The organism is Actinosynnema sp. NPDC050801 (assembly GCF_040673975.1).
Lineage (GTDB): Bacteria > Actinomycetota > Actinomycetes > Mycobacteriales > Pseudonocardiaceae > Actinosynnema.
The window spans coordinates 1-12,144 of the sequence record NZ_JBFAQZ010000017.1 but is presented as its reverse complement, the minus strand read 5'-3'; the positions used below and the strand labels follow the sequence as shown (position 1 = coordinate 12,144).

General features: G+C 70.3%; 14 protein-coding genes. 6 read left to right on the top strand and 8 right to left on the bottom strand.

What is annotated here, in order from left to right:
- Positions 1 to 15: 15 nt before the first annotated feature.
- From AB0K14_RS30025 to AB0K14_RS30010, 4 genes are all read right to left on the bottom strand, one after another.
- The gene (locus tag AB0K14_RS30025; RefSeq protein WP_360463330.1) at positions 16 to 261 is read right to left on the bottom strand and encodes an acyl carrier protein; all 246 of its coding nucleotides are present in this window, start codon (positions 259 to 261) and stop codon (positions 16 to 18) included.
- 4 nt (positions 262 to 265) lie between these two features.
- Complete coding sequence (locus tag AB0K14_RS30020) at positions 266 to 1,477, bottom strand: hypothetical protein (RefSeq protein ID WP_360463327.1); 1,212 nt, start codon at positions 1,475 to 1,477, stop codon at positions 266 to 268.
- Positions 1,478 to 1,490: 13 nt separating this feature from the next.
- On the bottom strand, positions 1,491 to 3,011 hold the full coding sequence (locus AB0K14_RS30015) for an MBOAT family O-acyltransferase (RefSeq protein WP_360463323.1): 1,521 nt from the start codon (positions 3,009 to 3,011) through the stop codon (positions 1,491 to 1,493).
- An 80-nt stretch (positions 3,012 to 3,091) separates the two neighbouring features.
- On the bottom strand, positions 3,092 to 4,444 hold the full coding sequence (locus tag AB0K14_RS30010) for a hypothetical protein (RefSeq protein WP_360463320.1): 1,353 nt from the start codon (positions 4,442 to 4,444) through the stop codon (positions 3,092 to 3,094).
- A gap of 129 nt (positions 4,445 to 4,573) precedes the next feature.
- On the opposite strand from AB0K14_RS30010, the gene AB0K14_RS30005 reads away from it, so the two are divergent.
- Complete coding sequence (locus AB0K14_RS30005) at positions 4,574 to 4,834, top strand: hypothetical protein (RefSeq protein ID WP_360463317.1); 261 nt, start codon at positions 4,574 to 4,576, stop codon at positions 4,832 to 4,834.
- Between the two features lie 62 nt (positions 4,835 to 4,896).
- Here AB0K14_RS30005 and AB0K14_RS30000 read toward each other — a convergent pair whose 3' ends face one another.
- Positions 4,897 to 6,231, bottom strand: coding sequence for an MFS transporter (locus tag AB0K14_RS30000; protein WP_360463315.1), 1,335 nt, complete (start codon positions 6,229 to 6,231; stop codon positions 4,897 to 4,899).
- Between the two features lie 55 nt (positions 6,232 to 6,286).
- Here AB0K14_RS30000 and AB0K14_RS29995 point away from each other — a divergent pair, with 55 nt between their 5' ends.
- The 3 genes from AB0K14_RS29995 (at position 6,287) to AB0K14_RS29985 (ending at position 7,917) form a co-directional block, all read left to right on the top strand.
- Positions 6,287 to 6,643, top strand: a complete 357-nt coding sequence (locus tag AB0K14_RS29995) for a metalloregulator ArsR/SmtB family transcription factor (protein ID WP_360463312.1) — start codon at positions 6,287 to 6,289, stop codon at positions 6,641 to 6,643.
- A 217-nt stretch (positions 6,644 to 6,860) separates the two neighbouring features.
- Positions 6,861 to 7,379, top strand: coding sequence for a hypothetical protein (locus AB0K14_RS29990; protein WP_360463309.1), 519 nt, complete (start codon positions 6,861 to 6,863; stop codon positions 7,377 to 7,379).
- A 61-nt stretch (positions 7,380 to 7,440) separates the two neighbouring features.
- Positions 7,441 to 7,917, top strand: a complete 477-nt coding sequence (locus AB0K14_RS29985) for a HupE/UreJ family protein (RefSeq protein ID WP_360463306.1) — start codon at positions 7,441 to 7,443, stop codon at positions 7,915 to 7,917.
- A gap of 361 nt (positions 7,918 to 8,278) precedes the next feature.
- Here the strand turns inward: AB0K14_RS29985 and AB0K14_RS29980 are convergent, their stop codons facing one another.
- A complete protein-coding gene (locus AB0K14_RS29980) occupies positions 8,279 to 8,917 on the bottom strand; it encodes a TetR/AcrR family transcriptional regulator (RefSeq protein ID WP_360463304.1) in 639 nt (212 codons plus the stop codon).
- A gap of 91 nt (positions 8,918 to 9,008) precedes the next feature.
- On the opposite strand from AB0K14_RS29980, the gene AB0K14_RS29975 reads away from it, so the two are divergent.
- Together AB0K14_RS29975 and AB0K14_RS29970 are read left to right on the top strand one after the other, a co-directional pair.
- Positions 9,009 to 9,659, top strand: a complete 651-nt coding sequence (locus AB0K14_RS29975) for a class I SAM-dependent methyltransferase (RefSeq protein WP_360463301.1) — start codon at positions 9,009 to 9,011, stop codon at positions 9,657 to 9,659.
- Positions 9,656 to 9,838, top strand: a complete 183-nt coding sequence (locus AB0K14_RS29970; RefSeq protein WP_360463299.1) for a hypothetical protein — start codon at positions 9,656 to 9,658, stop codon at positions 9,836 to 9,838. The genes AB0K14_RS29975 and AB0K14_RS29970 overlap by 4 nt, the downstream gene beginning before the upstream one ends.
- A 64-nt stretch (positions 9,839 to 9,902) precedes the next feature.
- Here the strand turns inward: AB0K14_RS29970 and AB0K14_RS29965 are convergent, their stop codons facing one another.
- Entirely contained in the window at positions 9,903 to 11,036 is a 1,134-nt protein-coding gene (locus tag AB0K14_RS29965; RefSeq protein ID WP_360463296.1) for an ROK family transcriptional regulator, read from the bottom strand.
- 128 nt (positions 11,037 to 11,164) lie between these two features.
- Entirely contained in the window at positions 11,165 to 11,872 is a 708-nt protein-coding gene (locus tag AB0K14_RS29960; protein WP_360463293.1) for an SGNH/GDSL hydrolase family protein, read from the bottom strand.
- Positions 11,873 to 12,144 lie beyond the last annotated feature (272 nt).

The window sequence follows — 12,144 nt, the reverse complement described above, 5'->3', positions numbered from 1 at the left end:
GCCGCGGGCGCGTGATCAGGTCGGGTAGAGCTCGCTCTCCTGCACGCCCTTCTTCAGCAGCATGGCCCGGATCTGCCCGACGGAGCGCAGACCCACCATCTCCGACCGGGAGAACTTCAGCCCGTAGGCCGTCTCGATGTGGACGATCAGCTCGATGTGGCGCAGGCTGTTCCACGAACCGATGGTCGTCGGGTCCGACTCGTCCGTCAGCTGGTCGGCGGGCACGCTCAGCACCCGCGCGACGATCTCGTGCAGTGACATGGGGTTACTCCGAACGTCGGGTGTCATCGGTGAGCTCGGTGCGCATGAGCTCCGGCCAGTGCGCTTCGTCGAAGCCGTGTTGCGCGAAGACCGCGAGGATCCACCGCTCGATCCCGAGTCCGACGCACGCGGTCTCGGCGAGCTCGCCGGTGCCGGTCGTGATGCCGAACTGCTCGGCGAAGAACGTGCCGTGCACGTTGACCGACCCGGCGGCGACCGTGCGGACGCGTCCGTCGGCGTGGCGGCCGATGGCCAGGCGGATCTCGTACTTCGACTCCATCGACTGCTGCCAGAACCTCCGCGCGCCGGCCACGGTGGCGAAGAACGGGTCCGTCGCCAGCTGGACGGTCATGTCCAGGTCGAAGGCCTCGGCGAGATCCACGATCAGCTCGACGGAGCGGTCCCGCCACTGCCGCGTCCGGTCCCCGTCGGCGAGGAACAGCAGTTCCCGGACGGTGAACTCCGAGAGGCGGTCCAGGCCGGACACGTTGGTCGCCTCGTGGCGGAAGACGCGTCCCTGCCAGCTCAGCGCTACACCGTCCGGTGGCAGCGCGCTGTCCTCGAACGTCTTGTACGCGGGCAGGCACGCGGCGGGGTTGAGGCCCATCCGGGGGAGGTCCAGCGCGTCCAGGGCGGGCCGGCCCGGTGCTCCGGGTTGCGCGTTGGCCTGCCGGAACTCCTCGATCACGTCGATGTCCTCGGTCAGGTGCGTCACCCAGTTCACGTTCTGCGGATGCGCGTCGAGGTAACCGCAACGGGCCAGCAGGTCGTTGCCGATGAGCGCGGAGAAGCTGCGCTCCTCGGCGCCGTAGGCCTGCCGGTACCGGGCCGTCGCGGCGGCGTCGACGAGCTGTCCCAACCGGAGGGCGGGACCGGCGAGGCCGACGTGGCCCTCACCGAGGTCGAACAGCCAGCGCCGCCGCTGCAACTCCTCGTAGACGTTCTCCTGGAACGGTCCGGTGGACCGCCGGGACGTCGTGTGGGAGATCTTGGTCAGTTCGCCGCGATAGCCGCTCAACATCGCCGCGAGGTAGCGCTCGACCTTGTCGACGACCGCGTCGAGATCGGCACCGTCGGCGATGCCGACGACGACGGACTTCCGGTCCGGGCTCACCTCGGCGGAGGTGACGTCCTTGGCGACGTAGGCGAACTCCTTCACCAGTTCGTCGGCGAGTTCCTCGTCGACCGGTTCCGCCAGCGCGAAGGTCTGTTGCATGATCGCGATCCCATCAGAATTGGTAGTACAGGAACGGCGAGTTCTCGCTGACCATGGCGAGGGCGACGACGAGGACCACCCCGACGCCCAGCGCCCAGGCCACGCTGGGCCGCCAGGTGGTCCGCCGCGGTGCGTCGGCCGTCGGTGCTTCCCGCTCCATGCTCTGCAGCGCCACGTCGTGACCGGCGAACACCTCGTGTGAACTCCGTGGCACGAGGGCGACCGCGAGCAACACCGGCAACCACAGCAGCACCGGGGCGACGTGCACCGCGCCGATCACGACGGTGCCGTAGAACTCGCCCGGCGTCGCGCCGCCGCTGCTGGTCAAGCCGGTCATCGCGCCGAGGACCCGGCCGGCCGACCCGATGCTCCCGGCGCGGAAGAAGACCAGCGACACCACGAACACCAGGATGGTCAGCGCCCAAGCCACGACGCGGGGGATCTCCGGCAGGTGGTACGCCGTGCGGACCTCTCGCCAGATGTGGTTGACGGCGAGGGCGACGCCCTGGATCAGGCCGAAGACCACGAACGTCCAGCCGGGCCCGTGCCACAGGCCCGCGACGGTGAACGTGATGATCACCGGTACGACCACGACCCGCAGGAGCCGCCGTGGTCCCGAATGTCCCTTGACGATGCTGTGGCGCATCCCCGAAGTGGCCAGGGGGGTGTAGACGTAGTTGGTGAAGAACCGGGTCATGGTGATGTGCCAGCGTCGCCAGAAGTCGATGATGCTCGTCGCGGTCAACGGCGAGTTGAAGTTCAGCGGCAGCCGGAGGCCGACCATGAAGCCGAGCGCGAGGGCCATGTCCGTGTAGCCGGAGAAGTCGAAGTACAGCTGCAAGGTGTAGGCGATGGCGCCGAGCCAGGCGTTGAGGACGCCGAGGCTCCCGCCGGATTCCGCGGTGCGGAACATCGCGTCCGCGAACGGTGCGACGTTGTCCGCGAGGACCAACTTCTTGAACAGCCCGAACGAGAAGAGGGTCAGGCCGATCGCGATCTGCTGGAACCCGATCCGCTTCCCCGGCGACTCGTCCATCTGGCTGAACATCTCACGTTGCTGCACGAGCGGTCCGGCGGTGACGTACGGGAAGAACGTGGCGAACAGGAGGTACTTCGGGAACGTCAGACCGCCCACCTGGCCGTTGTGCGCATCGATCAGGCAGCCGATCTGGATGAACGTGTAGAACGAAATCCCGACCGGGAACAGCTGCTTCACGAAGTCGAGGTCGGTGCCGGCCAGCGCGTTGACGTTCTCGATGAAGAAGTCGACGTACTTGAAGTACGCCAGGATGCCCAGGTTGGCCAGGATCGCGAGCCCGAGCACCAGGACGCGGAAGCGGTGGTCCGGTTCCAGGCGGCCGAGCAACCGCAACGCGCCGAAGTTGAGCAGGACCGAGATCCCGAGCACCGGCAGGTAGCGGATGTCCAGGAACGCGTAGAACGCGAGCGAGGCCACCGCCAGCCAGATCAGCGACGGCGTCGGGCTCGGCAACTTCTTCGCCAACAGGAAATAGGCGGCGAGCACGACGGGCACGAAGACGAAGATGAACAAAGGAGAGTGGAAAACCATCAACCGGCCTTTCCCCGTGACCTATCCGGCCGCATGCGCTTCGACTACTGCTCGGCCGGCCAGGGCACCGATGTCAGGATCCGGCCGAGGCAGGCGGGTTTGGCGTGGTGCCAGTCGATGAACTCGCCGGCGTCGCACCCGACGCGTCCGGGGTCGAAACTGCCGACCGTGGTGGTGCCGTACGTGCTCTCCCAGCGCTCGGCCAACTGCTCGACCTGGCCGAGCGCTTCGCCGAACGGCCGTCCTCGCATCGCGTCGTAGAACGCCGGGTGGAACGGCGTCTGCGCGAACACCACCCGGACCTCCTTGGACTGGAGGTGGGCCAGCAACTTCTCCAGGGCGGTGACCGCGGCCGGATCGATCGCCGGGCGGACTTCCTTGTTGGCCTTGGCCTTCTTGCGGGCGTCCTCCACGGCGAACTCCGGCGTGAAACGCCGCGTGTTCCGCTGCGACCACTGCAGTGAGCCGTCGGACCCGATGACGTCCAACGTGGCCTTCTCCGTGTCCGTCGTCGGTCCGACGGTCTCGGTCTGCGCGGCCTTGAGCTTGACCCGGTCGACGAGCACCCGGACGGAAAGGGGGGCGGTCCACTTGTCGACCGGCAGCGTGTCGAGGACGTCGTGCGACTCGATGCCGAGCCGGTCGGCCATCTGCCGGTATTCGGGGGTCCATTCCCGCCAGTCGGTCGGCACGCGCACGTCGATCGGCTCGAAGGTGATGTACCGGAGGCTGAGGATCAGCGTGTCCGGCAGCCGATCGTGCTCTTCGAGCAGTTGGGCCAAGGCGAGGAAGTCTTCGACGTAGTCGCTGTGGACGTGTGCGTTGAAGAGCTTCTGGGTCGGCAGCAGGTCGGCCGACGCCTCCTGCCAGCGGCTGCCGCCGAACACCACCACGTCGGGCGTCTCGGTGAGCAGTGCGATCTGCTGGCGCCGCAGGGAACGCCAGTTGATGTTCGGATCGTAGAGGGCGAAGTTCTGCCCCTCGTTCAGGCTCTTCGCCATCTCCCGCACGTAGTCCTCGTCGTAGGCGAGCGGGTCCAGGCGGACGTTCGTCAACGCCACCGCCGCGTAGAACAGGACCACCATGCCGGTGATGATCGCGAGATAACGCCGACTTCGCCCGGTCGGCGGTGCAGCGGGCTCGCTGCGTAAATCGGCCTCGCCCGCCGAGTCGGAAATCGCCACGTCTGCCACGCCCCCCAGGCTGAAATACAAGCCGGCCAGGAGCACGCTGGGTGCCGTGGCCGTACCTGCGGTGTTCCCCCTGAATTCCAGTGGGACCACGCTAACCCGCGCAACCATGGTTGCAAGGGTCCGAACAGGTGAACGCGGTAGGGCCTGGTGGTGGTCCGCCCATTGCCGATACGATCGGGTAAAGATCACCAGAAATGAGATCAAATGTCGCGGACGGTAATGTTCGTTTGCCCGCACGGTGCCGGGAAGAGCCGTATGGCGGCAGCCTGGTTCAACCGGGTAGCCCCTTCGGGTTGGTCCGCGACCTCTGCCGGGTTGGAGCCGCAGGAAACGGTGAGCGCACATGCCGTGCGCCTGCTGGCCGGCACGCCGGTGGCGGACCTCCTGGACGAGACGTCGCCGAGGCCGGTGTCCGCGGTGTCCGATCCGGCGGTGGTGGTGACGATCGACTGCTCCCTCGACTCCGCGCCGGGCGCCGTGTCCTGGCGGCTGGACAACGCCGAGTTCGAGGAACCGATGTGCTCCGAGATCCGGCAGCGAGCCGAGGAACTGGCCACCACGTTGGCCACCGGTGGGTCGACCCCCGACCGGTGACGTCGGTCGGAACGGCGGGCTGCGCGCGGCTTCCGTCGGCTGCCGATGACTGACCGGCGCGGCTATGCGGGCCAGCGGTGGTGGAGGTCGTCGATCCGGTAGGGGTGCACGTGCCGCCAGCGGCCGTCGACGAGGTCGGCGTTGTCGAGGTGGTCGTGGTCGTGGTCCAGGTCGTGCTCGTGCTCGACCGCCTCGGGGTCGCGGGCCGGCCAGAAGTGGACGGCGAGCACGGTAGCGGTGATCGTGAGCGCGGTGAGGACGGCGAGGGCCGCGGGCATCCCGGCGGCGGTGGCCAGCCACCCGGCGAGCGGGTAGCAGAGCAGCCAGCAGGCGTGGGAGAGGGAGAAGTCGGCGGCGAACACGGCGGGTAGGTCGGCGGCGTGGGCCGAGCGGCGCAGGAGCCGACCGCCCGGGGTGAGCACGAGGGAGCTGCCCGCGCCGATCAGCGCCCACAGCGCGAGCAGGAGGGGCCAGCGCGAGCCGTCGAGCAGGGCGGTGGTGGGGATGGCGAGCAGCAGCACGGCGGCGAGGCCGGTGCAGGCGCGCAGCATCACGGTCCGGTCGGCGAACCGGTCGAGGATCGACGGCAGGGCGAAGGCGGCGATGAGGGAGCCGAGCCCGTTGGCGGCCAGGGCGACGGCGACCGCGGTGTCGTCGCGCCCGAGCAGGTCGCGGACGTAGGTGACGGTGTTGACCAGGACCATCGACCCCGCGGCGGCCACCGCGAGGTGGACGGCGAGCAGACCGCGCAGCCGGGGCGTGGCCAGGTAGATGCGGATGCCCCTGGTGGTGGCGGCGATCGTCCGGTCGCCCGCGCGCGGATCGCGGTTCGCCGGGAGCGCGGCGGAGAGGACCAGCAGGGCGGATCCGGCGAAACCGGCGGTCGTGCCGATGAACAGGTCGTCGTAGCCGACGAGGACGAGCACGACGGCGGCGAGCAGCGGGCTGAGCAGGCTCTCCAGGTCGTAGGCCAGGCGGGACAGGCTCAGGGCTCGGGTGTAGTCGCGCTCGTCGGTCAGGATCTCCGGGATGGTGGCCTGGAAGGCGGGGGTGAACGCGGCGGACGCGGCTTGCAGCAGGAAGATCAGCAGGTAGACCTGCCAGATCGCGTCCACCCACGGCAGTGCCAAGGCGATCGCCGCGCGGACCAGGTCGAGTGCGACGAGCAGGGTCTTGCGCGGCAACCGTGCGGCGAACGCGCTCGCGATCGGGGCGACGCCGACGTAGGTGACCATCTTGATCGCGAGCGCGGTGCCGAGGACGGCTCCGGCGTCGGGTCCGGCGAGGTCGTGGGCGAGCAGGCCGAGGGCGACGGTGGCCAGTCCGGTGCCGACCAGGGCCACCACCTGCGCGGTGAACAACCTGCGATAGGTGCGGTCGGACAGCACGGCGAGCATGGCGCGGCCTCCGTTCACTGGCGTCCGGTGCGGTTCGGTGACACCATACGTGCTCATGTATGCACGCGACGACGTTGCAACAACGCATGACTGGCAACAGCTACCTCCTGGCGGGCACGTCGACGCGGCGGTGGACGGCTTCCGGATGCTGGCCGACCCGACCCGGTTTCGGATGATGTGGCTGCTCAGCGGCTCGGAGTACGACGTGACGACCCTCGCCGAGGCGGTCGGGACCGCGCGGCCGGCGGTGTCGCAGCACCTGGCGAAGTTGAAGCTGGCGGGGCTGGTGTCGGTGCGCCGTGACGGTCGCCGTGCGGTCTACCGCGTGCGCGGCGGTCACGTCCGGCGGCTGTTGGGTGAGGCGGTCGAGGCGGCCGACCACCACGTGACCGGTCGACCGGACCACGACTGAGCCGGAGGCTCGCATGGACAAGCGTGTGCAGGCCGTGTTGATCGTGCTCGCGGTGGCTCTGGTGCTGGTGGCGGGCTACGTCCTGGCGGCGAACTTCTAGGCCGCCGGCCGGCTGCGCGGGGCGGATGCGCACCCTGGGACGGCCACGGCGGACGCGTTGCGCCCCGCCGCCACCAGGCCGGTGACACCGGCTGCGCGGTCGCTCTACCCTGCGACCATGACCACCTCCGGGTTCGCGGCGCGCGGTGCCCGGAGCGTGGCGTTCGCGGTGACGTCGACCGCCTTGGCGTGCGCCGCGCACGTCGTGGGCTCCGGCGGGCTGCCCGACATCGGCACGACGATCCTGCTCACCGCCCTGCTCGCGTTCGCCGGTCGGGCGTTGGCGGGCCGGTGGTGGGGGACCGCCGGTGTGGTGGCGCTGCTGGGGCTGTCGCAGGTGGTGCTGCACGTGATGCTCACCTGGCTGTCCGGTCTGAGCCACCACGGGTTCGAGCCGACCGCGGCGATGCTCGTCGGTCACGCGTGCGCGGCGGTGCTGACCGGGCTCGTGCCGGCACGGGCCGAAGCCGCCGTGTTCGCGATCGCGCGAGCGCTGGCCTCCTGGTGGCCGGAGCCGCTCACTCCACTCGGCGCCCGCCGTCCACTGTGGGTGGTCACCGCACCGCGCGACCCCGCCGTCGTGCCCGACGTGCTCCGGAGAGCCCACGCGCGGCGCGGACCGCCGTTCGACTCCTGACAGAGAACCCCTCATCTCGCCTGCCGGCCGAGTCCTTCACCCTGTCCAGGAGAACTTCGCCATGTCCACACGTCGCACGTCGGCCGTGCTCGCCGTCCTCGTCGCCGCACTGGCCGGGTCGCCCGGCACCGCCTCCGCCCACGGCATCGGCTCCGCCGCCGGTCTTAACGCCTGGCAGTTCATCCCCCTCGGCATCGAGCACATGCTGCTCGGCTGGGACCACCTGCTCTTCATCGCCGGCATCGTGCTGCTGGCCGGTGAACTGCGCCGCGCCGCCGCGTTGATCTCCGTGTTCGTGCTCGGCCACAGCACCACCCTGATCGTCGCCACCCTGGCCGGTTGGCAGGTCGACGCGGTCGCGGTCGACGTCGTCATCGCGCTGAGCGTGCTGTTCGTCGGCGTGGTCGGCCTCATCGGCCGACCCAAGGACTGGCGCTGGTTCACCCTCGCGATCCTCGCCTTCGGCCTCGTGCACGGCCTGGGCCTGTCCACCCGCCTGCAAGACCCGGCGCGCCGCGCGTGGCCAACGTCGTGCTGATCGTCGCCGGACTCGCCACGGCCGTCGTGCTGCCGTTCCTCCCCGCCCCGCAGGAGGTCGACGACTCGGCGTTGGGTCAGTGCCAGGTCGGCCCGAACCAGGAGACCTACCAGCTCAGCGAGGAAGGGCATCCCGGCAAGGACTTCTACGAGCCCGCCGAGACCTACCCGGAGGGCGCCTTCGCGCACGTCATCGGCGACGGCTACCTGCTGGTGCACTACCCGGCCACCCTGCCCGCCGACCGGCTCGACCTGCGCGGAGTTCGACCTCGACGCGCTCAAGGCGTTCACCGAGGGCTGGTTCGACGACCCGCGCTCCAAGCCCGCAGACCAGTGACGGACCGCCGCACGGGGCCGCACAGCTACCGTCGATCGCCCGGCGGTGTGGGCGACGCGGGCGGCAGCAGGAAGGCGAGGGTGCTCTCGGCCAGTCGCGACTCGACCGCGTCCGGGTCCGCGGCCGTGGTCCGGCGGAACTTCTGCGAGGCGAGCAGGGACAACAGCCACCACGCCGCCGCCTCGGTGTCGAGGTCGGCGCGCAGCTCGCCGCGCTCACGGCCTCGTTCGAGCAGCGCGGTCAACGCCGTGGCGAAGCGTCGGGTGGCGACGCGGGCGGCGGCTTCGACCTCGGGGGTGTCGGTGATCGAGGACGCGTCGGCGAAGATCGCCCCGACGGCGCCGGCGCTGTGCACCGCGCGCAGGTGGGCGGGGTCGAGCATGAGCCTCAGCAGCCCAACAGCCGGTTGTCCGCTCTCGGTCATCCGCTCGATCATGCGGCAGATGTGGTCGGCGGCGCGGTCGACCACCGCCGCGAACAGGGCCGACTTCGTGCCGAAGTTCTGGAACACCACCGGTTCGCTCACGCCGACCCGCTGCGCCACGGCGGAGGTCTTGCCACGCAGGTAGCCGACCTCGGCGAACACCTCGGTCGCCGCGACGAGGATCGACTCACGGCGGTCCTCGCCGCGCATGCGCGTCCGCCGCGTGCGCTGTTCGGTCACGGGCCGATCGTAGTCACCCCTCTTGCGCGCCTAACTTAGTCGTGACTAAGCTCCGGGCACGTTCTTAGTCGTCACTAAGTAAGGGGTCGTCATGCACAAGCTGCGCTTCCACGGTGGAGCGGGTGGTGACGCGCCGGGCGCGATCCGGCACGCGCACGCCTACGAGCTGTTCTCCACCGTGGTCTTCCTGGGCAGTCGGCGCCGGACCTTCACCCGCCTCACCGCACTCGCCGGTGTCACCGCGGGCGACCGGGTGGTCGACATCGGCTGCGGTCCCGGCTACCTGACCGCGGTCGCCGACCGAGCCGCCGCGCCCGGCGGCAGCGCGGTCGGGGTCGACGTGTCACCACCGATGGTCGAGGAGGCTCGCCGGTTACGGGCGAGCGGCTCGTGCACGTTCGAAGTCGGGCGAGCGGAGGCGCTGGACTTCGCGGACGCCTCGTTCGACGTGATCGTCTCCAGCCTGGCCGTGCACCACATCCCGGAAGAGCACCGCGCCACCGCGTACGCCGAGATGCACCGCGTCCTCAAGCCCGGCGGACGCGCCCTGATCGCCGACTTCCGACCACCTCGCGCGAGCCTCGGGCGCCGACTCGTCGGTGTCGTGACCGGTGCGACGATGCGGGACAACCCGGTGGAGCGGATCGCACCGATGCTCGCCGCCGCCGGCTTCGTCGACCCGTCGGTCCACCGGGTAGGGCCGTTCTTCCACTGCGTCCGCGTCGACAAGGCCACCTCGTGAACCGCCACGTCGCCCGGGTGGGCGCGGTGGTCGCCATCGTCGTCGGTCTCGCCGTCCACATCGGATTCGGCTACCGCCTCGGGCTGGGCGTGGCCGCGCTCGGCCTGCTCGGCCACGTCCTGCTCGGAGTGGTGGCACACCGGGTCCAGCGCGCCGGCCGAGGACGTCGACAGACCTGAGCGGTGCAGGTGCCACCCCGGTTCCGGACGGATCAGCAGCCGGAGTCGATGGAGGCAGCTGTCCTCAGACCGCCTCGGTGATCGTCTTCCTGATGGCGAGGGCGGCCGCGGACCGGGCCCACTCGCTGAAGTCGAACGGCTGCACGTCGAGGTCGATCAGGGCGGGATCGTCCTCGTAGGTGTCCCTGATGCCCTGGTGCACGTTCGGCGCGGTCAGCTCGTAGAGGGGCAGGCCCTCGCCGGTGATCAGGATCTTCTGCGGGTCCATGAAGTTGGCCGCGGTGCCGATGAGCACGCCGAGCGCGTAGCCGGAGCGCTCGAACACGTTCCTGGCCTGCTCGTCCCCGGAGCGGACCCGTTCGACTGCCTCGTCGTAGGTCGGAGAGCCGTCGAGCTGCCGGAGGATCACGTGCGTCATGAGGTAGCTGGACGCGCAACCCCGGTGGCCGTAGCCGCAGTGCGGCCCCGCGGGGTCGACGAGGATATGGCTGAGCCGGCGCGGCAGACCGTGGAAGCCCTCGACCAGCTTGCCGTCGACGATCAGACCGGTGCCCACCCCCGCGCCGATGGTGATGACCACCATGGACGTCGTCCCGACGCCGACGCCGAACCAGTGCTCGGCGGCGGTGAGCGCCTGCACGTCGTTGTCCACGGCGGTGGGCACGCCCGTCGCCTCGGCCAGCCGCGCGCCCAGCGGTACGTCGACCCAGTCCAGGAAACCCGCCTCGGCGACCCGGCCCGCGCGCACGACACCGCCGAGGATGACGCCCAGTCGGGTGAGTCCGGGGAACCCCGACGAGACCTCGGTGATCGCGGCGATCACCTCGTCGGGGTCGCGGCTGGGCAGCGGCTGCTCAACCGAGTCCACCGCCGTCGCGGTCAGGTCGGTCACCACGGCGAACAGCCGGTCGCCGGTGAGCTTGACCCCGAGGAACCGGTGCGACGCGCCGTGCACGTGCAGCATCTCCGAGGGCCTGCCGGTGGCGGAGCGCAGCTCCGTCGCACCCTCGACCAGCAGACCCCGGGCGACCAGGGCCTTGGTCACGCGGGACAGCGTGGGCCGGGACAGGTGCAGCCGGTCGGCGAGTTCGCTGCGCGGCTTGGCGCCGTGGACGAGCAGCTCCAGCAGCACGTCGCGTTCCGCTTCGGACAGGCGCGGCCAGGACGGTGCGGCGCGGATGCGGCTCCCCGGTGACACCACCCGAAGATACCTCGCAGTGCGGATGCCGCCGTTCGGCCCGGTCCGAGGGGCAGGTGGGAGGCCCGGCGGGGCCGCTTGATCCCGCGGACCCCGGAAGTGCGGGTGCCGGCGGGGTCCGCGGGCGCTCAGGCGTTCGCGTTGCCGATGCTGCCCGGCACCGCGAGCAGGGCGTTGTACCAGGCGGTGGCCATCTTGTAGTAGCCGCGGGCGTTGGGGTGCACGCCGTCCGCGAGGTCGGCGGTGGTCAACGCGTGGTACTGGTCGACCAGGTACACCTTCTTGCCCGCAGCGGCCTTGCCCCGCACCATCGGCGGGATCGTCGCGTTGAACGCGCGCACGGTCGAGTCCATCCCGGCGATCGGGGTGATCATGGCCACGAACACGCGCGTGTCGGGCGCCAGGGTCGTGATGCGGTCGACCAGGGCGGACAGCCGGCTGGGCGCGCCGCGCGGGTCGCGCCACATGTCGTTGGTGCCGATGTGCAGCAGGACCGTCTCAGGGTTGTGGGCGCGCAGCCAGGTGGCGATGTTGCCGTGGACCTGGGAGATGGTCCAGCCGGGGTGGCCCTCGTGGTTGCGGTCGGCCAGGCTGCTCGGTCCGTCGGTCCTCGAACCGACGAAGTCGATGCCGTGGCCACCGGCAACGGCCTTCTGCCACAGGCCGACGCGGTAGCCGCCAGGCGCCTTGTCCCCGTAGGTGATCGAATCGCCCAGGGGCATCACCCGGACCGGTGCCGCGACGACCACGTCGGCAGCGGCGACCGCGGGCACGGACGGGGCGAGCAACGCCGCCAGTGCGACAGCGCCGACCAGCACACGACTCACTACTGCCATGGAACTTCCTCCACTGCTGGTGGTAGCGCCGGTGCCCCGGCGTGGTCGGAGATCGTCGCCGACCTGGCGGATGGATCACGGGAGCAGGGGCGCGGTGGCCTTGCCCGTGACGCCGGGCGCGGGGTGATGTCGCACCCCGCGCCCGGCGTCACCCGGCGAGGGGGCCGGTGTGCCGTGTCATCGGCGGGTCCACTTCTGGTTGGTCTGGTTGTTGCAGGTCCAGGAGTTGACCTGGGTGCCGTTGGTGGTGCCCTGGCCGTTGGCGTCGAGGC